Below are 21699 nucleotides of genomic sequence, written 5' to 3' on the forward strand. Positions count from 1 at the left end.
TTCCTAGTTGTTCGGGCCGTCCCGGTCGATGAGGTGATCCGCGAACCAGTCTCCGGTGTACGCGTCGCGTTCGGCCGCGTGGTTGTAGAGGACCGCGTGGTTGTAGAGGGCCGCCTGGCTGTAGAGGACCGCCGGGTTGTAGAGGGTGTGCTCGCCGTCGGGCCAGACGCGGACGGTCACGGTGGGCGGGTCCGCGGCGCGAAGGAAGTTCGGCCACCCGTCCCGCGTCGTCCGTGGACGCGGCTCGACCGTCCACCTCGAGTCCGCATGTGAACCTGATTCATGTCCGATGTGATGTCCAATGTGATTGGAGATTCACATGTCAGTGACATGGACGTCAAGAGCCCGGTCGATAAACTGCGCGAGTGACCGAGTCCCCCACCGGCAGGCCCGCCGCCCTCCAGGAACGCAGCCGCCGTTCACAGCAGGACATCCTGCGGGCCGGATACGCATTGCTCGAAGAGGGCGGAGTGGACGCACTCACGGTTGCCGCCGTCGCCGAGCGGGCCGGCATGGCGGTCGGCAGCATCTACCGCCGGTTCGGCGACAAGGAAGGGCTCCTGCTGGCCATCCAGCACGCCTTCACCGAAAACCTCCAGGCCGAGATCACGGAACGCATGTCCTTGGAGCGGTTGCGCATCCTGCGCGATCCGGCCGTGGCGATCGGCGAGGCGGTCGGCGCGATCACCGACGGCTTCCAGAGGCATGAGGCCCTGCTGCGCGTCTTCCTGCTGCTCGGCACCCGGCACGAAGCGGTACGGGCCGAGGGCTCCCGCGTCAGCGTCGAGGGCAATCGCCAGTTCGCCGAGGCACTGCGTCACACACCCGTCGCGCATCCGGACCCCGAGGCCGCGCTGGACTTCGCCTTCCGCCTGGTCTACGCCACGATCGCGCACCGCGTCACACAGGGAGAGTTCCTGGAGTCCGAGCGCCCACTGCCCTGGAACGAGCTGCGCAGCCACCTTCAGACGGCGGTCGTCTCCTACCTCCTCGGTACCCCGGAAGGTCCGTGAGCCCTCGACTCGCCGCCGCACACAAGTGCGTGCAGAGCTCTCGACGAGCGACGGACCGTATGTGAACGCTGACTCAGAAACCGACCGTGAGTCGCCATTCACATGTAGGTGCCGGTGACTACCCCCATCAGCAGCGACCCCAGCCCACCGGCCGACTGCCCGACTGCCCGACTGCCCGGCTGCCCGGCTGCCCGGCTGCCCGGCTGCCCGGCTGCCCGACTCTGCCGACGATGTCAGGAGCGACATGTCCACCGCAGATCGCCGATCAGGCTGACGCCCCGCAAAAAGGAAGCACGGCCGTCGAGCCGACGCCCGCGGCGCAGCCCGCCGAAGGCAGGGCGGCACGGGAGGGGCGCCGAAGGGCGTTGAGGGTTGAAGCGCAGGGCCCGCTCAGTCCACGGGGCGCACTCGCCATCGCGGCAGCCGACCACGGGCGGACGTTCCGCCTGGCGGTTGGGCATGGGACGGAACGTCCAGGACAACGGTTTGTATCGATAAAAGCTGGCACCGGGTTACGGATGCGTCAAGACACGTGCGGAAACTGCTTGGTCGTCGTACTGGTCGCAGTGCCGCGACGCCACGAGGCCTGGATTGCGCCATCTGGGGAAACCGGCTGCTGAGACTTCGGCGGACAGTAGGTGGTGGCGTCGGAAGACGTCAAGGGGGTCTGGCGCGGTGTCCCCCGAGCGGCCTCCTGACATGAGGAGGGGCCGGGGAAGGGAGGGTGGCTCCCGGCGGCCAGTAGTTTCTGCACCTCTCTTGACACGCTCGTAACACGATGTCAATTTTTATCGATACAAGACCTCTGCTCACACACCCAGCCCTGGAGCACCTCCGTGGCCAACGCCACCGCGATCATCAGCCTCGACATCGAGGGCCCGAAGATCAGCCGTCACCTCTACGGTCACTTCGCCGAGCACCTCGGCCGCTGCATCTACGGCGGCTTCTGGGTCGGGGAGGACTCACCGATCCCCAACGAGGGCGGCATCCGCCTCGACGTCGTCGAGGCACTGCGCGCCCTGGACATCCCCAACCTGCGCTGGCCCGGCGGCTGTTTCGCCGACGAGTACCACTGGAAGGACGGCATCGGCCCCCGGGACCAGCGGCCCAGGATGGTCAACACCCACTGGGGCAACGTCGAGGAGAACAACCACTTCGGCACCCATGAGTTCATGGCCCTGTGCGAACTCCTCGGCACCGAGCCGTACATCAGCGGCAACGTCGGCTCCGGCACCGTGCAGGAGATGAGCGAGTGGGTCGAGTACCTCACGCGCGACGGCGACAGCCCCATGGTGCGGCTGCGCAAGGCCAACGGCCGCGAGGAACCCTGGCGGGTGAAGTTCTGGGGCATCGGCAACGAGACGTGGGGCTGCGGCGGCAACATGCGCGCCGAGTACTCCGCCGACCTGGCCCGGCAGTACGCCACGTACTGCCGCGACCACGGCCACAACAAGCTCTACCGCATCGCCTCGGGGGCGTCCGACGATGACTACAAGTGGACCGAGACGCTGATGCAGCAGATCAGCTGCTTCGGCTGCGAGGCCACCCCGCGTAACTTCTTCCAGGGCATCTCCGTGCACTACTACACGATCGCCGGCCCCTGGGAGGCGAAGGGCAGCGCCACCGTCTTCGACACGGACGACTACTACCGGACGATGGTCTCCGCCCAGAAGATCGACCGCATCCTAACCGGCCACTCCACGGTCATGGACTGCTACGACCCGGGCCGCAAGGTCGGTCTGGTCCTGGACGAGTGGGGCACCTGGTGGGACGTCGAGCCGGGCACCAACCCCGGTTTCCTGTTCCAGCAGAACACCCTGCGCGACGCCCTCGTGGCGAGCACGCATTTCGACATCTTCCACAAGCACGCCGAGCGCCTGCACATGGCCAACATCGCGCAGACCGTCAACGTCCTGCAGGCGATGGTCCTCACCGACGGCGACGCGCTGGTCCTGACTCCGACCTACCACGTCTTCGAGATGAACAAGGGCCACCAGGACGCCGCCTCCCTCGCCGTGCACCTGCGCACCGACAACGCCCGCCGCCCGGTGGGCGACGCCGAGCTGGACACGCTGTCCGTCTCGGCCAGCGTCAAGGACGGGACCGTTCTCGTCTCGCTGTCCAACCTCGACGCCGAAGAGCCCGCCGAGGTGACGCTCGACCTGCGCGGCCGTTCCATCGCCGAACCGACGGCCCGCATCCTGACCGCCGACGGACTGCAGGACCACAACACCGCCGACGCACCCGCAGCGGTCAGCCCGCGCCCCTTCGACGACCTGAAGGTCACCGCCCAGGGCCTGACCCTGACACTGCCGCCCCACTCGTTCCTCACCGTCCAAGCCACACTGGCCTGACCAGCACCACCATCCATGACGACCAACAACCGAGGAGTTACGAGGGCGATGAGTGAATCCGCGAGACCCGTCGAGACGGTTGTCGAGGTGGACGCGGCGGCACGGGGCACCGCCATCTCGCCCGATCTGTTCGGGGTGTTCTTCGAGGACCTCAACCACGCGGCGGACGGCGGTCTCTACGCCGAGCTGGTGCAGAACCGGTCGTTCGAGTACACGCCCGCCCACCGGCCGGAATGGCACGCTCTGACCGCCTGGGACCTATTGGAGCGAGACGGCGCCGCCGGGTCGGTCTCGGTTGCCGTCGAAGCGCCGCCGCACCCGGCCAATCCGCATTACGCGGTGCTGCGCACCACCACGGCCAGTACGGCCGGACGCGGGGCAGGGCTACGCAACGAGGGCTTCGACGGCGTGGCCGTACGGGAGGGCGAACGCTACGACGTCAGCCTCTTCGCCCGCCTGGCAGAGGGCACCGCGGACCGTCTGGTGACGCAGATCGAGAGCCGGGACGGCAGCCGGGTGTACGGCCGGGCGGAGCTGGGTCCGGTGCACGGGTCCTGGGAGCAGCACTCAGCGGTGATCACGTGTGAGGTGACGGACCCGGAGGCCAGGTTCACCGTGGTGGCGGGCGGGATCGGCACCGTACATCTGGACCTGGTCTCGCTCTTTCCGCAGAGCACCTTCCGCGACCGGCCGGGCGGCCTGCGCGCCGACCTGGCTCAGGCCATCGCGGACCTGAAGCCGAAGTTCGTACGTTTCCCGGGCGGCTGCCTCGCGCACGGAGTGGGGCTCGGCAACATGTACCGCTGGCCCGAGACCGTCGGGCCGCTGCAGTCGCGCCGGCAGCAGCGCAACCTGTGGGGCTACCACCAGTCGATGGGCCTGGGCTACTACGAGTACTTCCAGTTCTGCGAGGACATCGGCGCCAAGCCGCTGCCCGTCGTACCGGCCGGCGTCTGCTGCCAGAACACCGAGCCGACCGGCCAGGTCGGCATCCCCGAGGAGGAGATGCCCGACTACATCGACGAGGTATTGGCCCTGGTGGAATGGGCCAACGGCCCCGCCGACTCCCGCTGGGGCGCCCTGCGCGCGGCCGCCGGGCACCCCGAGCCCTTCGGGCTCGAATACCTGGGGGTCGGCAACGAAGACACCATCACCGACACCTTCCGCGACCGCTTCTCCCGCATCCACGACGCGCTGCGCGAGCACCACCCCGAGATCACGGTCGTCGGCACCGTCGGCCCCTCCCCCACCGGCGAGGACTGGGAGAAAGGCTTGGCGTTCGCCCGGGAGAGGAGCGTCCCGGTCGTCGACGAACACTCGTACAAATCCCCGCGCTGGTTCCTGGAGAGCACCGGCCGCTTCGACGCGATGGACCGCGGGGGCCCGCACCTGTACATCGGCGAGTACGCGGCCCGGGACAACGACATGCGCAGCGCCGTCGCCGAAGCGACCTACATGATCGCCATGGAGCGCAACGGCGACGTCGTCCGGCTGGCCTCCTACGCGCCGCTGCTCGCCAAGCGCGGCCACACCCAGTGGCTTCCGGACCTGATCTACTTCGACAACACGAACGTCTGGCCCACCCTCAACTACCACGTCCAGCGCATGCACTCGGTGAACTCGGGCGACACCGCCCTGCCCGTCACCGTCGTCGGAGCACCCCAGGCGCGGCCCGTCCCGGAGCCGGCCCGGCACAGTGTCCACATCGGTACGAGTCACGGCACCCGCGCCGAGTTCACCGATGCGCGCGTCGGCCCGCTGGGCGCCGACGCGGCACCTGCCCCGGATTTCGCCGACTGGCACGCCGAGTTGGGCCATTGGAAGCCGGGGGGCGACGGCCGCATCCGGCAGACGGCGCACGGAACGGACGCCAGGCTGGTCCTGACGGACGCCGTGGACGGACCGTCGTACGCCTTCTCCGTGCGGGCCAGGAAGAACAGCGGCGGCCAGGGGTTCACCATCGGCTTCGCCAGGACTTCCCCCGGCAACTGGTACCAGTGGTCGGTCGGCGACTGGCTCAATCGTGGCATGCGACTCCAGCGCATGGACGACGGTGTGCTGCACGACCTCAACGACTCGGTGGACGGCCCCGTCGAGACCGGTCGCTGGTACGACCTGCGGGTCGAGGTGGACGGCCGGCGCATCCGCTGCTACCGCGACGGTGAGCTGATCCACGACTTGGAGGACGACCCGGCGCCCCCGGAGGTCTTCGCCGTCTCAGCCGTCCGCGACAGCTCGGCCGGTGACGTGATCGTCAAGATCGCCAACTCGACGTCCGAGCCCGTCATCGTTCATCTCCGTCTGACCGGCGCAGAGGTCGTCACCGGTTTCGAGCGGACCGCGCTCGCCGCACCTCCACACGCCACCAGCATGTTCGGGACCGCCCCGGCCACCCCCGTCGAGGACCGGCTGCCCGGGCCGGTCTGCGACATCCCGCCGCACTCCTTCACCGTTCTCCGCACCCGTCCAGAAGAAGATCAGGAATAGTTCAGCCGTGATCCTATCCGCGCGACCGATCCCCGAACGACGCCTGCGTCCGCCGATGACGTACCCGCTACGCCGCCGTATTCGCCCTCGCCGACAGCCCCAGGCAGGTCACCGTGGCGCTCGGCTCCATCGGTGGCCGCAGCGACAACCACGTCCGGAACTGTGGACCCGCACCGACACGACTCACGACGGCCAATGCCTGCCGACCGACCTCCCCGCATACGGCGCGGCCCTCTACCGCCTCGCACCGCCCGACCCCACCGGCTGTCGCAGGACTGAGGTGTAATGGGGAGGGGTGTCCTGAGACCGCATACCGAGGGGCGAACGTGGCAACGATCCAGGACGTGGCGATAGCGGCCGGAGTCTCGGCCATGACCGTCTCGAACGTCATCAATGACCATCCCAATGTACGCAAGGCGACGCGGGAAAAGGTCCTCGACGCGATGGCCCGGCTCGACTACCGCGTCAACGTGGCGGCCCGCAATCTGCGCAAGGGCCGAACCGGCACCATCGGTCTCGCCGTCCCCACCGTGAACAGCCCCTACTACGGCCGGCTGGCCGTCGCCATCATCGCCGCGGCCGAGCGGTACAGCCTCCGGGTGTGCATCGAGCAGACCGGTGCCTCACGGGAGAACGAACTGGACGCGCTGTCCCAGTCGCGCAACCGGCTCTACGACGGGCTCATCCTCAGCACCGTCGGCATGGGGCCGGCCGACGTCGAACGGCTCAAGGTGGACTACCCGGTGGTCATCCTCGGCGAGAAGATCTTCGGAGGCCCCGTAGACCACGTCGCCATGCCCAATGTCGACGCGTCACAAGCGGCCACCCGCCACCTGATCGAACGGGGCTGCCGCCGTATCGCGATGCTGCGCGGACCGGTGGGCGAGGACATCGACGTGTCCAGCCTCCGCTTCACGGGCTACCAGAAGGCGCTGCGGGGCGCCGGCCTGCCTCTGGGCCCCGACCTCGTGCAGAGCATGGAGACGCTCACCATGCGCGCGGGTGCGCGATGCGCCCGGGAGATGGTCGCGAGCGGGCTCGACTTCGACGGCGTGTTCTGCGTGACCGACACCGTGGCCATGGGCGTGCTGCGTGGTCTGGCCGACGCCGGGGTACGAGTGCCGGAGCAGGTGAAGGTGATCGGCTTCGACGACGTCGAGGAGAGCGAGTTCCTCGTCCCCTCGCTGTCCACCATCGATCCGGACCACGACATCATGGCGCGGCGAGCAGTCGACCTGCTGGCCGGGCGGATCGAGCAGACCGAGCCCGGGGCGGACCACGAGGAGTTCATCAGCCACTTCTCCGTGGTGATCCGGGAGTCGACGGGCGGCTGAGCCCGGCCGGCTCACTCCGGCGCCTCGTCGGTGGCCGGAGTAAGCGGGCTGTCGCTGCTCGGTCTCGGGACGTTCTCGGTCATGCGTCCTGCCGCTGGCTTGCGAGTAACGGCTCTTGATCGGTGACGCCCTGGACAACGCGCTCATGGAGTCCCAGATCGGCCTCTACAAAACGAAGCTGCTCAAACCCCGCAAGCCCTGGCACGGCTCGCCGACGTCGAACTCGGCACCGCGGAATGGGTCGATTGGTTCAACAACCAGCGCCTCCACACCGCGATCGGCGACATCCCGCCCCACGAGCACGAAACCAACCACTACGCGGCGGCGGGCACTCCCGCGCCGAGCCGCTTTAGTTTGATCACGGGGAGGCGGTGATTGACAGCGACGGCTGTGGCCGTGCCTGCGTCATTCCGCCACCTCAGCAGCGCACTGCGGTCGTTCACCGAGCCGGCTAGGACTTCGGGGGCCCCGGTGAGCGGCAGTTCGCCGCTGATCTTGATGTCGAGTCCGGACTGCTCGGTCCAGAAATACGGGTCCGGTCGGTAGGGCCGGGCCGACGCGCCGTGCAGCAGGCCGGCCGCGGCCGCCCGGCCTTGCTCGACTGCGTTGGTCCAGTGCGGAGTTCGGCGTCCCTGCCGGGACACGACGTCCCCGGCGGCGACCACGCCCGGCGCGACGCGGCAGCACGTGTCGGCGACGAGGCCGCCGCCGGCATCCAGGGGCAGGCCGGAGTCCTTCAGCCAGTCGGTGTTGGGTAGGTCTCCGGCCGCGCACACGATCACGTCGGCCTCGAAGATCTGCTCACCACAGCGCACTCGGTGTTCACCCAGGACGTCGACGCCGTCCGGCGCGACCCGGACACGTATGCCGTGATCCCGCGCGGCCGCGACGGCGAGATCGGCCAGCCATGGTCCGAGGAGCCTGAGCAACGGTGGGACGAGGTCGACCACCGTGACGTCCAGGCCCAGGGCGCGGCAGGTCGTGGCGATCTCCATGCCGAGGAAGCCGCCGCCCAGCACGATCGCGCTCCGGGCGACGGCAAGCCGGGAAGCGAGGGCCGCGGCGTCATCCAGAGTGCGCAGCGCCAGATCGTTGCGGCCGGTCAGGCGACGGGCCCGGGCACCGGTGGCGACGACCAGCCCGTCGTACGGTACCTGCGTGCCGTCGGTCAGCGTCACCGCACGGCCGCGGACGTCCAGTTGTACGGCCCGTGCCCCGGTGCGGAACTGGATGTCCTCGCCCGGAGGGGCAAGCAGGGCTGAATCCGCGGGTTCCCTGCCAGCCAGGACGCCCTTGGACAGCGGGACCCGCGAGTAGGGCTGGTGAGGCTCGTCGGACAGGACGGTCACCTGTCCGTTGAACCCCTCTGCCCGCAGGCTCTCCGCTGCCGTCAGCGCGGCAATGGACCCGCCGACCACGACGATCCGCTTCACGGCTGGACCTTCAGGGCCGCGACGGGGCAGACCCGTACTGCGGCGGCGACGGCGCTCTCGCGCTCCGGGGCCACCTCCGCGTGGGTCAGGTGCAGTTCGCCCTCGTCGTCGAGCTGGAACACGTCGGGCGCGGTCTGCTCACACAGCCCGTGGCCCTCGCAACGGTCGAAGTCCACCACGATCCTCGACATCTCACTTCCCTTCCGCGCGTACCGTGACGGGGAGCGAGGCCAGGCCCCTGATCACGTTGTTGAGCTTGCGGACCGGCTCGCCCGCGAGCTCGATCGACGACGTGTGCCGCACCAGCGCGCCGAGTACGGCCTGCGCCTCCAGACGGGCCAGCCCCTGGCCGGCGCAGCCGTGGACGCCGTAGCCGAAGCCGACGTGGTCGACCGGGTTGCGGCGGACGAGGAACTCCTCGGGGCGCTCCCACCTGCGTTCGTCCCGGTTGGCCGAGGCCCAGGACAGCAGGACTTTGGTGTCGGCGGGGATGGTGATGCCCTCGATGTCCACCGGCTGGGTGGTGCGCCGGAAGAAGCCCTGTGCGGGGGACTCCAGCCGCAGTGACTCCTCGAACGCCGGTTGGAGGAGTGCCGGTTCCGCGCGCACCTCCTGGTAGGCCTCGGGATGCTGGGCGAAGAGGAGGATCGTGTTGCCGATGCCGTTGATGGTGGTGTCCATGCTCGCGACCACGTACGCGGACAACAGGGGGATCACGGAGGCCGGTTCGATTTCTCCCCGGTCCGCGGCCTGGTGGACGCTGGCGGCCCAGCCGTCCGGGCGGAGGTTCTCCGGCACCATCACCGTGTTCAGATACTCGAACATTTGGCCGACAAAGGGCAGGGATGCCTGGGCGCGGGCGTTGAACGGGCCGAAGGTGTTGAACGCCGCGTCCGCGAACGACAGCAGCGGGCCCCTTGCTTCCTCGGTGAGTCCGATCAGGTCGGCGACCACGGTCACGGGGAACACCGCGGCAAGATCCGCCACGGCGTCGAAATCACCCTTGGCCACGGCGTCGGCGACGAGGTCGTCCGCGAGGGCGGCGATCCGGGTGCGGAGCTTGGCCAGGGCTTTGGGGGCGAGCTTGTCGGACAGCACCGCCCGAAGCCGGGTATGGTCCGGCGGGTCGCTGGCCAGCACGCTTCCCTTCATCGGGGCGTTGAACTGGTCCTCGTATCCCACTCCCTGCGCGGACGAGAACCGTTCGTGGTCGGCCAGGGCCGCGCGGACGTGGTCGTAGCGGGGCAGGACCCATGCGTCGTAGGTGGTCAGCCGTACCGCGGGGCCCGCTTCCCGGAGCCGGCGGAGAGCCGGGTACGGGTCGTGCAGCACCTCGTCGGCGAACAGGTCGACGTCGGAGGTGGGCAGAGGCAAGGTCGCATGCGTCACAGCTGACTCTCCTTTGAGTGTTGTTGAACCTGCGGCCCGGTGAGTGTGGTTCTCGTGACCCCAGGAGGAAACAAACCGTAGTGCGTACTACGATTAGCGGGAAGCATCCGGCTCACGGCGGGACGCTGTCAATGGGTGCGGCGAGGTTTCCACGGCGTATCGGCAAGCCGGATGCCGGCGATTCACGGGGAGAATGGCGTGGTGACATCCACGGACAGGAACAGCGAGCTCGCGATACGTCCGCCGCGACAGGAACGGACCCGGCAGGCATGGATCCGGATCCTCGAGGCGGGTGCCGCGATCATCGAGGAGGGCGGGTACGAGGCTTTCACCATCGCGGCTGTCTGCGAGCGCGCCAAGGTCGCACCACGGGCCATCTACGACCGTACGACCAGCAAGGAGGCCCTCTTCCTCGCCGTCTACGAGCACGGTCTCAGCCGCATCCGCGCCGACGAGGAGGTCTTCGACCGCGAGGAGCGCTGGGCCGGCCTCGACGGGCGCACGCTGGTGGTCGAGGCCGTCGCCGAATTCGCCGGGATCTTCGAGCGCCACGCGGCGTTCCTAAAACCAATGGTGCTGCTCAGCGGAGCCCACTCGGAGGTCTACCGCCGGGCCCGTGCCTACACCGCGCAGATGGCGGACCGGTTCACCGCCGTGGTCCTCGGCGCCGCGCACGAGATCACACACCCCGATCCCGAAACGGCCGTACGCCTCTGCTTCAGCACGGTCTTCGCCTCTCTCATGATGCGGGTCGGCTACGGCCCGGACTTCGCCGCTCCCGCCGCCGACACCGACGCCTTCGTGCGACACCTCACCCAGACAGCGGTGCGGTACCTGTTCGGCGGTGAGTGAGCCGCCTGGCGGCGCGTCTGCCCTGAGCGCGTCGGGGTCGCCGCTCTCTCGGTGAGGCTACGTCCGCCTCCGGCGCCTCAGGCCGGGTTGCGGCCGATGAAGAACTCGCGGAACGGGTCCATGCTCGGTTCGAGACCCGCGTCGATGAGGCCCTTGCGCAAGGCGTTCATCTGGGCGTCGTGAATGCGCTGGGTGGGCATGCGGAGGGGACCGCCGTTGTAGCCCTGGAGCCAGCCCTGGAACTTCCATGCCTGGCGGTTGATGAACGCGCCGCCGTGCAGGGCCGGGGCGAGCCCCGACTTGATCTTGCGGGCCGGGTGGAGCTGCCAGTAGATCTCGGCGGCGTCGTCGTACTTGCCCTCCCGCAGCAGCTGGAAGACGCGCGGGATCATCGGGCCGTAGTACTCGTGATCGCTGGTGGCCGAGAACTGCAGCGGCATGATCTGCGACAGCGGGATCAGCTCGCCCTCGATGGGCATCGAGATGACGACCTCGTCACCGAAGTGACGGTGGCACTCGATGACGCTCTGGATGCTGGGGAACCCACCCTCGGCCTTGATGGCGACGATGTTGGGGCAGTCGTCGAGCAGACGCCGGATCAGGCGTACGGGGATGTCGGAGGGGTGGATGCGCGGGCTGAAGCCCCACAGGTACATCGGGAAGAGCATGACGCCGAGGTTCGTCGCGTCGCAGACGGCCTTGGTGTAGTCGTAGATCTCCTGCTCGGACTCGGGGTAGAAGTTCGGCGGGTACGACAGCAGCACCAGCTCGGCGCCCGCCTCCTCCGCGCCCTTCACGGCCTCGATGTTCTGCTCCAGGTTGTTCCAGCTGGCGTGGTGGGTGAGCAGCAGCCGGTCGCCCGCCTCGTCCTTGATGACGCGCAGGAAGTCCAGGTACTCGGGGAGCTGGATGGAGACTTCCGAGACGCCGAGGGTGCCCATGAAGCCGTGCTCGATGGCGAGGCGGGTGTCGTGGCGGATCGCCTTCTCGTTGATCGCCTTCAGGTCGGCCGTGAAGGACGGGATCGTGCAGTTGACGACGCCGACGAGGTTCTCGCGTGCCCAGTCGCGGGCTTCGGCGCGGGTGTAGCGGGCCATGGTGGTGTGCTCCTTGCGGTGTGATCAGGCGGGTTCGTGGGCGGAGGTGGGGGCCTTCGCGCCTTCCCAGGCGAGGTACTTGAGCTCCAGGAACTCATCGAGGCCGTGGACCGAGCCCTCGCGGCCGATGCCGGACTGCTTGACCCCGCCGAAGGGGGCGGTCTCGTTGGAGATCAGGCCGGTGTTGATGCCGACCATGCCCGCCTCCAGGGCGGCGGCGACGCGCCAGATGCGCTCGGCGTCCTTGGCGAACAGGTAGGCGGCGAGGCCGAATTCGGTGTCGTTGGCCATGCGGACGGCGTCGCTCTCGTCGGTGAACCGCACCAACGGGGTCACCGGGCCGAAGGTCTCCTCGCGGGTGACGGCCATCTCGGCGGTGACGCCCGTCAGCACGGTCGGCTCGTAGAAGAGGCCGCCCCGTGCGTGGCGCCTGCCGCCGTGCAGGACCACGGCCCCGTGGGCGACGGCGTCGGCGACGTGGGACTCGACCTTCGCCACCGCGTCCTCGTCGATGAGCGGGCCCTGCTGGACGCCCTTGTCGAAGCCGTCGCCGACGGCGAGGGCGCCGACCCGCTCGGCGAGCTTCTTCGCGAACGCGTCGTGGATCCCGTCCTGTACGTAGACGCGGTTGGCGCTGATGCACGCCTGGCCGGTGTTGCGGTACTTGGTGGCGATCAGGCCCTCGACCGCCTCGTCGAGGTCGGCGTCGTCGAAGACGAGGACGGGCGCGTTGCCGCCCAGCTCCATCGATGTCTTCTTCACCGTCCGCGCCGCCTGGGCCAGCAGCAGCCGGCCGACCTCGGTGGAGCCCGTGAAGGTGATCTTGCGGACCAGTGGGTTGCCCGTCAGCTCGGGACCGATCTCGCGCGGATCACCGGTGACCACGTTGAACACGCCCGCCGGGATGCCCGCCCGGTCGGCGAGTTCGGCGAGCGCCAGGGCGGTCAGCGGGGTCTGCTCGGCGGGCTTGAGGACCATCGTGCAGCCCGCGGCCAGCGCGGGCCCCGCCTTGCGGGTGATCATCGCGGCGGGGAAGTTCCACGGGGTGATCGCCGCGCACACGCCGACCGGCTCCTTCAGGACGACGATCCTGCGCGAGGCTTCCGGCGCCTCCATGACGTCGCCGCGGATGCGCTTGGCCTCCTCGGCGAACCACTCCAGGAACGACGCCGCGTACGCGACCTCGCCGACGGCCTCCGGGTACGGCTTGCCCTCCTCCAGGACGATCAGCCGGGCGAGGTCCTCCGCGTGCTCGGTGACCAGGTCGAACCAACGCCTCAGGAGCCGCGACCGCTCCTTGGCCGGGCGCGCTCGCCAGGCCGGCAGCGCGCGGTGCGCCGCGTCGATCGCCGCGGTGGTCCGAGCCCGGTCGAGCAGCGGCACTTCGGCCAGCAGGTCGCCGGTGGACGGGTTGTGTACGGCGAGGGTGGCGTCGGTGGTGATCCAGGTGCCGTCGACGTAAGCGGCGGTCTTCAGCAGGGACGGGTCGTCGAGTTCCCTGCGTACGGCGTTGCTCACGGTCTTGCTCACGGCGTTGCTCACGGTCTTGCTCACTTCGAGACGGGGGAAATGGTGACGGGCAGTTCGGTGCCCAGGGACAGTTGGGCGGCCCGCCGGGTGCACATCGCGGCGACCGCGAGGTCCTGCGCCGCCGAGCCGACGGACTTGTAGATCACTACCGCGTCCGGGTCGTCCGCCGGCCGGCCGGACACGCGACCGGAGACGACGTCGGCGAGCGGGACCACCTTTCCGGCGAGGTCGATGCCAGCCTTCCTCGCCGCGATCAGGTCTCCCGTGTCCTCGGCGACCTCGTCGACCATGTCGGCGACGATCACTTCGGCGCGGGCGATCACCTCGGTCGCCAGTTCGCGCTGCTCGGGAAGGGTGGACCCGATCGACACGATGGTGACGCCGGCCGGAGCCTGCCGCAGGGTGGGCCGCTCGTCCCGGGAGCGAGCCGCGCAAACCACCAGGTCGGCATCGGCGACGGCCGCCTCGGGGCTCTCCGCGGTGGCGAGCGGCAGCCCGAGGTCGGCGAGTTCCCGGGTGAACCGGGTGCGGCTGGCGGGGTTGGGGCTGAACACCGTGACGGACGACAGCGTGCGCGTCGCCGCCAGGGCACGGACATGGTTCTGCGCCTCGAAGCCGGATCCGATCACCCCGACGCGCAGGGGGCCGGCGGGGGCCAGCAGGTCGGCGGCGAGCGCCGAGGTGGCGGCGGTACGGAAACCGGTGATGGAGTGGCCGTCCAGGAGCGCCGTCAGCTCCATGCTCTCCTGGTCGAACAACGGGATCAGATACGAGGCCCGCCGGTGCCGAGGCGAGGCGGCGATCAGCTTGGCCCCCATGGGGCCGCCGTCGCCGGGCACGCCACTGAGCGTGCGCAGCCACAGGCCGTCTCCGCGAGCCATCGTGCGCGCCGGGAAGCGAGTCTCGTCAGGCGGTGCGGCGTAGGCGCTGCGCAGTGCCGCGATGGCGTCAGCCCACTCGAAGGCGGCTCTGACGTCGGCGTCAGTGAGAAAGACGGTCATCTCGGTGGCTCCCAGCGGGATGAAGGGGTGAGGGGGTGAGGGAGTGAGGGGGATCAGCAGGCGGCTGTGGGGCGTCGGTGTGCAGTGGCGCGCCGGTGCGGGCGCGGATGTCATCGACGGTGACCCCGATGCCTCCAGCCGCTTCACGGCGCCTCCGGTCGCAGGGCGTCCGAGACGGACTTGACCCCGCCGTGCGCGGTGAGTCCGCCGTCGACGGCGATCTCCGCGCCGGTGATGAACGACGACTCGTCCGACAACAGGAAGACGATCAGTGGGGTGACCTCGTGGACGGTGCCGGTGCGGCCGAGCGGGGTCTCTCGGATGTTGGCCTCGCGGAAGGCGGGGGCGGCGGAGGCGGTCATCTCGGTCTCGATGTAGCCGGGGTGGATCGTGTTGACGCGGATTCCGCGCGGTCCGAGTTCCAGCGCGGCCGTCTTGGACAGCCCGCGCAGGCCCCACTTGCTGGCGGTGTACGCCACCGGGTAGTGGGCGGTGAGCCCGGCGGAGGAGCCGACGTTGACGATCGAGGCACCGGGCGGCATGAGCGGGGCCAGGTGCCGCATGCCGAGCAGCGGGCCGGTGACGTTGACGGAGTGGACGCGGTCGAAGTCCTCGGGGCGGACCTCGCCGAGCCGGGCCCGCCAGGTGATGCCCGCGTTGTTGACCAGGCCGTGGACCTGCCCGTATGTCTCCTTCAGAGCGGTGGCGAGATCGGCCCAGTCCTGCTCGCCGGTGACGTCGAGACGGCGGCAGCCGGGTGCCTCCGTCACATCGGTGGCGATCACCAGGGCGCCCTCGCGGGTCAGTGCCTCGGCCTCCGCGGCACCCTGGCCGCGAGCCGCGCCGGTGACCACGACCACCTTGCCCAGCAACCTCCCCCAGCCTTCGGCCGGGAGGTGCCCCCCGGAGCGCGGGTCCGTCATGGCCGCTCCCGGCTGCGGCGCCGGCCGGCCGGCAGTGGCACGGGATCGGCGCCGGGGACGACGGTGTTGGTGAGCGTGCCGATGCCCTCGACGGTGAGAGAGACGGTGTCGCCGGGCCTGAGCGGCGGCGGAGTCCGCTCGCCCCGCCGTCCCCACAGTTCGGCGAGGCAGCCGCCGTTCCCGCACGTGCCGGAGCCCAGGACGTCACCCGGCACGACCCGGGTGCCACGGGAGGCGTAGGCGACCATCTCCTCGAAGGTCCAGCTCATGTTGGACAGCAGGTCCTCGCCGACCACCTGCCCGTTGACCTCGGCGGTCAGGGCCAGCCGCAGAAAGCCCTCCGCGTCCCGGTACGGCTCCAGTTCGTCGGCGGTGACCAGGTACGGCCCGAGAGTGGTGGCGGTGTCCTTGCCCTTGCAGGGGCCGAGGCCGACCTTCATCTCGGCGGACTGGAGGTCGCGCGCCGACCAGTCGTTGAAGACCGTGTAGCCGACGATGTGCTCACGGGCCTGCTCGGGGGTGAGGTCGCGGCCCTCGCGGCCGATGACGGCGGCGACTTCGAGTTCAAAGTCCAAGGCCTGGGAGCCTGGGGGTACGGGAATGTCGTCGTGCGGCCCGAACACGGCGTGGGGGTTGGTGAAGTAGAAGGTCGGCGCGGTGTACCAGGCGTCCGGTACGCCGCTCGCGCCGTCGATCGAGCGTCGTACGCCCTCGACATGCTCCTCGAAGGTGACGAAGTCCCGTACGGAGGCCGGTCGGAGCGGCGGCAGCAGTCGCACCTGGGAGACGTGCGGTCCGGCCGGGGTGTCGAGGGCCGTGGCCCCCGCCTCGGAGAGGGCGCCTGTTGTGATCAGTTCGGTGAGTGCGCGCTCGCCGGGGACCGGGTGGAGGCGGCCGTCCTCGCCGACTACGGCGACCCGGCGCCGGTGTTGGTGCTCGTATGCGGCGAAACGCATGTGCGGCTCCAAGCTCGGGACTACGGAATTCTCGGGAAGGGAGGCGCCGGGGGCGCGGGGCGGGCGGTCACGGCAGGACAGGACGTGCCGCGCCCCCGGAACTGACGGGGATCAGACCGGCGGGGCGACGAACACGCCGCGGTCGACGTCGTTGAACGACTCCTTGGCGACGAGTTCGTTCATCGGGTTGGCCGTGCCCCACTGGTCGGCGATCTCGGGCTGGGAGAAGTCGTAGACGTGCGGGTGCCAGGTGTCCTCGTCGAGGATCTCCAGCTCGGTCGTGTACTCGACGGTGTTGCCGTGCGGGTCGAGGAAGTAGGTGAAGGTGTTGTCGCCCGCCGTGTGCCGGCCGGGGCCCCAGACCTTGTGGACTCCGGCCCGCAGCAGGCGTCCGGTGCCGCGCATGTACTCGTCGATGCCGCGCATCTCGAAGGAGACGTGGTGTACGGAGGTGTGCGGGCCCTGCGCGACGGCCATCGAGTGGTGCTGATTGGAGATCCGCATGAAGTGCATGACCTCGCCCATGTGCGGCGAGCTGAGTGTGTCGGTCAGGCGGAAGCCGAGGTGGCGCTCGTACCACTCCCGAGTCCGGTTCAGATCAGGGGAGTTGAGCACGACGTGGGACAGCTTGACCGGGATCGACTCCTTCTCCTCGATCTTGCGGTGCTGCCGGGCCTCGACATCCGCGGAGACCTCGATGGTGCGGCCGTCGACGTCGAAGAAGCGGAAGCCGTAGCCGCCTCCGGGGGTGTCGACCTTGCCCGGCTGGGAGATCAACTGCACGCCGCCCGCAAGGAGTTGCTCGGCGAGGATGTCCACGTCGGCCGGGCTCGCGGCGCCGTAGGAGACGAGGTCGAGGCGCTTCTCCTCGGCCTGACGCAGCCGGACGACGTACTGCTCCGGGCTGCCCTCGGCGGCCAGGAAGGAGATGCCGGAGTCCTCGGCGACCTTGGTCAGGCCCCAGACGCCGGCGTAGAAGTCGAGCTGTTTGTCGTAGTCGGGTACGGCGAGGTCGACGTGGCGGAGGTGGGTCAGCAGGCGTGCACTCATGATGGGTTTCCTCCTGTGTGGGGGTCAGGTGAGCCGCAGCAGCGCTGCCGCGTTGCCGCCGCGTACGGCGTGGAAGTCGGCTTCGGGCAGCTGGGCGGCGCGCAGTGCCCCGACGGGGTCCTCGGTGCCCATGTCGAAGGGGAAGTCGGAGCCGAGCAGGACCCGGTCCACGCCCGCGGCGGCGATGAGCGCGCGCAGGACGTGGGGGTCGTGGACGAGGGAGTCGAAGTAGAGCCGCTTGAGGTAGCTGCTGGGCAGGTGGGCGCAGTCCGCGCCCGCGTCGGAGCGGACGGACCAGGCGTGGTCGGCGCGCCCGATGTGAGTGGGGAGGTAGCCGCCGCCGTGCGCCGCGATCAGCTTCAGTCCCGGATAACGGTCCAGGACCCCGGAGAAGATGAGGTGGGACAGCGCGACGGCGTTCTCGGTGGGCTGGCCGACGGTGTTGGACAGGTACCACCGGTCGAGCCGCTCGTCGAGGGTGCAGCCGAACGGGTGCAGGAAGAGCACCGCGCCGATTTCCTCGGCCCGCCGCCAGAAGGGCTCGTAGGCCGCGTCGGACAGCTCGCGCCCCGGCACGTGGCTGGAGATCTCCGCACCCAGCATCCCCTGCTCCAGGGCGTGTTCGAGTGCAGCGACGGCCAGGCCGGGGTGGTGCAAGGGGACCAGGCCGAGCCCTTTGAGCCGGTCCGGTGCGGCCGAACAGTGCGCCGCCGTGGCCTCGTTGGCCAGTCGGCACACCTTCTCGGCGGTCGCCTCGTCCGTCCAGGGGTGGTAGTGCGACGGGGACGGGCTGACCAGCTGCACGTCGACGCCCTGGGCGTCCATCGCGGCCAGCCGCACACCGGCGTCGGTGAGTCTGGGGATCCGCTCGTGCACCATGGGCCCGTTGACGGCCAGCGCGGCCCGTCCGTTGCGGCGGGCGTCGAGCGCCCTCGCCTCGGCCAGGCCCGGCGAGCCGTCCACCAGTGCCTCGACCGCGGGCAGCAGGACGTGGGCGTGCACATCGACCGTTGGCCAGGGGTGCGCGTCAGCGCTCGTCGAGGGCTGGTGGTCGAGTGGCGGGCGAGACGTCACGGCAGGTCCCTGAGCAGGGTCGATATGCGGTTGACCAGGCCGGGCACATCGGCGTCGCGCACCCCGTCGAGCTGCCACTGCCCGATCTGCACGGAGGCGTCCACCACCGGGCGCACCCGCGGGATGCGGCGCTCGTAGTACGTCTGGAACAGCTGGTCGTCCCAGTCGTCGGTGCCGGTGAGCAGCTCGGCGAGGACGAGCGCGTCCTCCAGGGACATCGCGGCGCCCTGGGCCAGGCTGGGCGGGCAGCAGTGGGCCGCGTCGCCGATCAGCACGACCCGTCCGCGGTGCCAGGAGCCTTCCACCAGCATCCGGTGGTACCACGTGTAGTTGACCTTCGCCGGATCGTCGATGTGCTTGACGATCTCTGTCCAGTAACCGCCGTACCCCTGCAGGAGGCGGCGCATCTCGTCGGCGTAGCTCTCGGGGCGTATGCACCCGCGGTCGCGGTTGGCCTCGACCGCGTAGGCGTAGATGGTGTTCCGGCTGGTGGGGCAGTAGCCGGCGATGTAGGCGGGGCCGCCGTAGGCGAGGTCGGTGCGCTCCAGGCCCTCGGGACGAGGAGCGGCGATGCGCCAGATGGCCATACCGGTCGGCACGGGACGGTCGGCGATGCCGATCGCGGCTCGTGTGCTCGATCCCATGCCGTCCGCGGCGATCACCAGGTCGTAGCGGCCCTCGCTGCCGTCGGTGAAACGCACCCGCACGCCGTCGGCGTCCTGGTCGAAGGTCTCGGCGCGGGTGCCGAGGCGCACCGAGGCTCCGCTCGCCCGGACGGCGTCGATGAGGATCCGCTGCAACTGCGGGCGCTGGATGCCGACGGTGGCGGGCAGGTCGTCGCCGCCGGTGCGGAGGTCGTCGACGACGTGCAGGACGGTGCCGTCCGGGGCGGTGATGCCGAGCGATCCGAAGCCGAACCCGGACGCCTGCACCTGCTCCCACACGCCCAGTTCACGCAGCACCCGCAGGGCGTTGCCCTGCACGGTGATGCCGGAACCCGCGGTGGCGTTCCAGTCCTCCCTGGCCTCGATGAGGTCCACGGTCAGTCCGGACCGGCGCAGCAGGATCGTGACGGCGTTGCCGGCCGATCCGCCGCCGACGACCAGGACGGTGCGGGGTCTTCTCATACGGGGAACTCCTTCGTTCCTCTGGTAGCGCGATGCGATGTGCTACTTGGCGGCGGATCGGGTTGCTACTTGACGGCGATCGGGTTGACGGGGGAGCCGACGGCTCCGGTGATCGGGAGGGGAGCGGCGGTGAGCCAGAACTCGTACACGCCGTCGGCCGCGCAGTCCGCGGCGAGCGTGTCGGGGTCCCACATCTCGCCGATCAGCAGGCCCATGTTGGGGATGACGACCTGGTGCAGCGGCTGGAAGGCGTGCTCGAACTCGTTGGGCCGGACCTCGAAGCCCCAGGTGTCGGTGGCGATCGCGGCGATCTCCGTGCGGTGCAGCCAGCCCGCCGTGGTGAACGACAGGCCGGGCGCCGCGCCGCCCGCGTAGTCGCCCCAGCCCTCGCGGCGGACCCGGCTGAGCTGTCCGGTGCGTACGACGACGAGGTCCCCGCGGCCGACCCGGACCCGGTGGGCGGCGGCGGTCGCGGCGAGGTGCTCCTCGGTGACGGCGAACCCGTCGGGCAGCTCCCCGCCGTCGCCGATCACGCGGCCGACGTCCAGCAGCACACCGCGCCCGGCGACGTGCGGGGCCATGTGCTCGATGCCGGTGACGAGGTCGCCGTCGGAGGTGACGACCTTCTCGGCGGCCCGGCCGTTCCATGCCTTGCCGTGGTCGAAGATGTGGCCGAGGCCGTCCCACTGGGTGGAGCACTGCAGCGGCATCGCGATCACGTCGTCGGCGCCGCCGATGCCGTGCGGGAAGCCCTGGTTGCCGAGGGCGGCGTCGGTGCCGGTGTCGAGCATGGTGTGCACCGGGTTGGTGCGCCGCCGCCAGCCCTTCTGCGGCCCGTCCATGTCGAACCGCTGCGACAGCGAGAAGCTTGCGCCGCGCCGGACGAGCGCGGCGCCCTCGCGGCGCTTGCCCTCGTCGAGGAAGTTGAGGGTGCCAAGGACGTCGTCCTCGCCCCAACGGCCCCAGTTGGTGTACGACTTGGCGGCCTCGGCTATCGCGCCCTCGGGGTCGTACCGGTTCATGAACCCGTCTCCCCCACACAGCGGGTGCGCTGGGCGCCCAGTCCGGCGATCGAGCCCTCCATCACATCGCCGTCGCGCAGCAGCCGGCCCCAGTGCATGCCGTTGCCGGCCGGGCTGCCGGTCAGCACCAGGTCACCGGGCAGGAGTCGCGCGGTCCGGGAGACGTACGACACCACCTGGGCCACGCCGAAGATCATGTCCTTGGTGGACTCGTCCTGCATGGTCTCGCCGTTGAGTTCGAGTGTGATGCGCAGGTCGCCGGGGTCGGCGATCGACTCGGCGGGCACGATCCAGGGCCCGAGCGGGGTGAAACCGGGGGCGTTCTTGCTGCGCAGCCAGTCGGTGCCGATGGCGGGCATGTCCCGGCGGAAGACGGTGGCACGGTCGGTGAGGTCGTTGGCGATGGTGTAGCCGGCGACGTACTCCAGCGCCTCGTCGGTGGACACCCGGTAGGCGGGTTTGCCGATGACGGCCGCCAACTCCAGTTCCCAGTCCGGCTTTTCGGCCCAGTCGGGAAGGGAGACGTCGTCGTACGGCCCGGTGATCGCGCTGGGCAGGCCGATGAACACGTACGGCAGGTCCTCGGCCGCCCGCCGGTCCATGAGCGCGGCGATCTCCTCGCGTGCCTCCTCGACCGTGCGGGGGTCGTCGGGGGCGCGGTGCGCGACCTCCAGGTCGATCACGTGCTGTCGGTAGTTGGCACCCGACTGGAAGACCTGTCGGGGCTCCACCGGAGCGTGCACCCGCAGGCCCCGGAGAGGTTGCCAGGCGGCCTCGTCGTCCCTCGCGAGGGCGTGCAGGCGGGGCGCGGCCTCGTCCCAGCCCTCCATGAGGGTGCGGGTGGTCAGCTCCCGCTCACCGAGGGCGGTGCGCAGGTCGAGGGCGCGGCCGTCCGGAGTGACGAGGGCGGGAAACGGGACCCCGTCGGGGGCGGACAAGGTGCCGAGGGCAAAGGGTCCGGCGAAAGGGACGGACGTGGCTGCGGGTTTCACGAACGTGTCCTCCTGATTGCGATGGGACTAATCTGGCCGCAGCCCTTGGGATAGGGGAAATCGAT

At 69.9% G+C, this 21699-nt stretch carries 19 protein-coding genes and 1 pseudogene; 6 read left to right on the forward strand and 14 right to left on the reverse strand.

What is annotated here, in order from left to right; translation table 11 throughout:
• Positions 1-3: 3 nt before the first annotated feature.
• Positions 4-180: a hypothetical protein gene (locus Q4V64_RS04045; RefSeq protein WP_253266677.1), complete on the reverse strand. Its 177-nt coding sequence runs from the start codon at positions 178-180 to the stop codon at positions 4-6.
• Between the two features lie 185 nt (positions 181-365).
• Between Q4V64_RS04045 and Q4V64_RS04050 the strand changes: the two genes are divergently transcribed.
• From Q4V64_RS04050 to Q4V64_RS04070, 5 genes and pseudogenes are all read left to right on the forward strand, one after another.
• A complete protein-coding gene (locus Q4V64_RS04050) occupies positions 366-1013 on the forward strand; it encodes a TetR/AcrR family transcriptional regulator (RefSeq protein ID WP_124437209.1) in 648 nt (215 codons plus the stop codon).
• An 836-nt stretch (positions 1014-1849) separates the two neighbouring features.
• Positions 1850-3367, forward strand: a complete 1518-nt coding sequence (locus tag Q4V64_RS04055; RefSeq protein WP_303708921.1) for an alpha-L-arabinofuranosidase C-terminal domain-containing protein — start codon at positions 1850-1852, stop codon at positions 3365-3367.
• Between the two features lie 48 nt (positions 3368-3415).
• The gene (locus Q4V64_RS04060; RefSeq protein ID WP_124445036.1) at positions 3416-5854 is read left to right on the forward strand and encodes an alpha-L-arabinofuranosidase C-terminal domain-containing protein; all 2439 of its coding nucleotides are present in this window, start codon (positions 3416-3418) and stop codon (positions 5852-5854) included.
• 326 nt (positions 5855-6180) lie between these two features.
• Positions 6181-7188 carry a LacI family DNA-binding transcriptional regulator gene (locus Q4V64_RS04065; RefSeq protein WP_124445037.1) on the forward strand — a complete coding sequence of 336 codons (1008 nt, stop codon included), beginning with the start codon at positions 6181-6183 and terminating at the stop codon, positions 7186-7188.
• 118 nt (positions 7189-7306) lie between these two features.
• Positions 7307-7563, forward strand: a pseudogene (locus Q4V64_RS04070) (integrase core domain-containing protein); the annotation flags it as partial.
• On the opposite strand, the gene Q4V64_RS04075 reads toward Q4V64_RS04070, so the two are convergent.
• The 3 genes from Q4V64_RS04075 to Q4V64_RS04085 are packed head-to-tail and all read right to left on the reverse strand — an operon-like array spanning position 7503 to position 10010.
• Complete coding sequence (locus tag Q4V64_RS04075; RefSeq protein ID WP_124445038.1) at positions 7503-8621, reverse strand: NAD(P)/FAD-dependent oxidoreductase; 1119 nt, start codon at positions 8619-8621, stop codon at positions 7503-7505. The pseudogene Q4V64_RS04070 and the gene Q4V64_RS04075 sit on opposite strands and share 61 nt — an antisense overlap.
• Entirely contained in the window at positions 8618-8812 is a 195-nt protein-coding gene (locus Q4V64_RS04080; protein ID WP_124445039.1) for a ferredoxin, read from the reverse strand. Before Q4V64_RS04080 ends, Q4V64_RS04075 begins: the two co-directional genes overlap by 4 nt.
• 1 nt (position 8813) lies before the next feature.
• The gene (locus tag Q4V64_RS04085) at positions 8814-10010 is read right to left on the reverse strand and encodes a cytochrome P450 (protein WP_253267456.1); all 1197 of its coding nucleotides are present in this window, start codon (positions 10008-10010) and stop codon (positions 8814-8816) included.
• Positions 10011-10208: 198 nt separating this feature from the next.
• On the opposite strand from Q4V64_RS04085, the gene Q4V64_RS04090 reads away from it, so the two are divergent.
• Positions 10209-10862, forward strand: a complete 654-nt coding sequence (locus tag Q4V64_RS04090; RefSeq protein WP_253267457.1) for a TetR/AcrR family transcriptional regulator — start codon at positions 10209-10211, stop codon at positions 10860-10862.
• A 77-nt stretch (positions 10863-10939) separates the two neighbouring features.
• On the opposite strand, the gene Q4V64_RS04095 is transcribed toward Q4V64_RS04090, so the two are convergent.
• From Q4V64_RS04095 to Q4V64_RS04140, 10 genes are all read right to left on the reverse strand, one after another.
• The gene (locus Q4V64_RS04095; RefSeq protein ID WP_124445041.1) at positions 10940-11959 is read right to left on the reverse strand and encodes a dihydrodipicolinate synthase family protein; all 1020 of its coding nucleotides are present in this window, start codon (positions 11957-11959) and stop codon (positions 10940-10942) included.
• A gap of 24 nt (positions 11960-11983) precedes the next feature.
• On the reverse strand, positions 11984-13513 hold the full coding sequence (locus Q4V64_RS04100; protein ID WP_301184608.1) for an NAD-dependent succinate-semialdehyde dehydrogenase: 1530 nt from the start codon (positions 13511-13513) through the stop codon (positions 11984-11986).
• Complete coding sequence (locus Q4V64_RS04105) at positions 13510-14490, reverse strand: NAD(P)-binding domain-containing protein (protein WP_124445042.1); 981 nt, start codon at positions 14488-14490, stop codon at positions 13510-13512. Before Q4V64_RS04105 ends, Q4V64_RS04100 begins: the two co-directional genes overlap by 4 nt.
• 143 nt (positions 14491-14633) lie before the next feature.
• On the reverse strand, positions 14634-15413 hold the full coding sequence (locus tag Q4V64_RS04110) for an SDR family oxidoreductase (protein ID WP_124445043.1): 780 nt from the start codon (positions 15411-15413) through the stop codon (positions 14634-14636).
• Positions 15410-16369 carry a fumarylacetoacetate hydrolase family protein gene (locus Q4V64_RS04115; RefSeq protein WP_124445044.1) on the reverse strand — a complete coding sequence of 320 codons (960 nt, stop codon included), beginning with the start codon at positions 16367-16369 and terminating at the stop codon, positions 15410-15412. Before Q4V64_RS04115 ends, Q4V64_RS04110 begins: the two co-directional genes overlap by 4 nt.
• A 111-nt stretch (positions 16370-16480) precedes the next feature.
• The gene (locus Q4V64_RS04120; RefSeq protein ID WP_124445045.1) at positions 16481-17419 is read right to left on the reverse strand and encodes a VOC family protein; all 939 of its coding nucleotides are present in this window, start codon (positions 17417-17419) and stop codon (positions 16481-16483) included.
• Between the two features lie 24 nt (positions 17420-17443).
• Positions 17444-18493, reverse strand: a complete 1050-nt coding sequence (locus Q4V64_RS04125) for an amidohydrolase family protein (protein ID WP_124445046.1) — start codon at positions 18491-18493, stop codon at positions 17444-17446.
• Positions 18490-19620 carry an FAD-dependent oxidoreductase gene (locus tag Q4V64_RS04130; protein WP_124445047.1) on the reverse strand — a complete coding sequence of 377 codons (1131 nt, stop codon included), beginning with the start codon at positions 19618-19620 and terminating at the stop codon, positions 18490-18492. Before Q4V64_RS04130 ends, Q4V64_RS04125 begins: the two co-directional genes overlap by 4 nt.
• A gap of 65 nt (positions 19621-19685) precedes the next feature.
• Positions 19686-20642: a cyclase family protein gene (locus Q4V64_RS04135; RefSeq protein WP_124445048.1), complete on the reverse strand. Its 957-nt coding sequence runs from the start codon at positions 20640-20642 to the stop codon at positions 19686-19688.
• Positions 20639-21634, reverse strand: a complete 996-nt coding sequence (locus tag Q4V64_RS04140; protein WP_124445049.1) for a fumarylacetoacetate hydrolase family protein — start codon at positions 21632-21634, stop codon at positions 20639-20641. Before Q4V64_RS04140 ends, Q4V64_RS04135 begins: the two co-directional genes overlap by 4 nt.
• Between the last annotated feature and the right edge of the window lie 65 nt (positions 21635-21699).

Origin of the sequence: Streptomyces sp. NL15-2K (assembly GCF_030551255.1) — a bacterium.
Lineage (GTDB): Bacteria > Actinomycetota > Actinomycetes > Streptomycetales > Streptomycetaceae > Streptomyces.

Bases quoted from the DNA above. Each gene is read 5' to 3' on its own strand.
- Q4V64_RS04060 (WP_124445036.1), top strand. From the start codon at position 3,416: ATGAGTGAATCCGCGAGACCCGTCGAGACGGTTGTCGAGGTGGACGCG.
- Q4V64_RS04080 (WP_124445039.1), bottom strand. From the start codon at position 8,812: ATGTCGAGGATCGTGGTGGACTTCGACCGTTGCGAGGGCCACGGGCTG.
- Q4V64_RS04095 (WP_124445041.1), bottom strand. From the start codon at position 11,959: ATGGCCCGCTACACCCGCGCCGAAGCCCGCGACTGGGCACGCGAGAAC.
- Q4V64_RS04105 (WP_124445042.1), bottom strand. From the start codon at position 14,490: ATGACCGTCTTTCTCACTGACGCCGACGTCAGAGCCGCCTTCGAGTGG.
- Q4V64_RS04110 (WP_124445043.1), bottom strand. From the start codon at position 15,413: ATGACGGACCCGCGCTCCGGGGGGCACCTCCCGGCCGAAGGCTGGGGG.
- Q4V64_RS04115 (WP_124445044.1), bottom strand. From the start codon at position 16,369: ATGCGTTTCGCCGCATACGAGCACCAACACCGGCGCCGGGTCGCCGTA.
- Q4V64_RS04120 (WP_124445045.1), bottom strand. From the start codon at position 17,419: ATGAGTGCACGCCTGCTGACCCACCTCCGCCACGTCGACCTCGCCGTA.
- Q4V64_RS04130 (WP_124445047.1), bottom strand. From the start codon at position 19,620: ATGAGAAGACCCCGCACCGTCCTGGTCGTCGGCGGCGGATCGGCCGGC.
- Q4V64_RS04135 (WP_124445048.1), bottom strand. From the start codon at position 20,642: ATGAACCGGTACGACCCCGAGGGCGCGATAGCCGAGGCCGCCAAGTCG.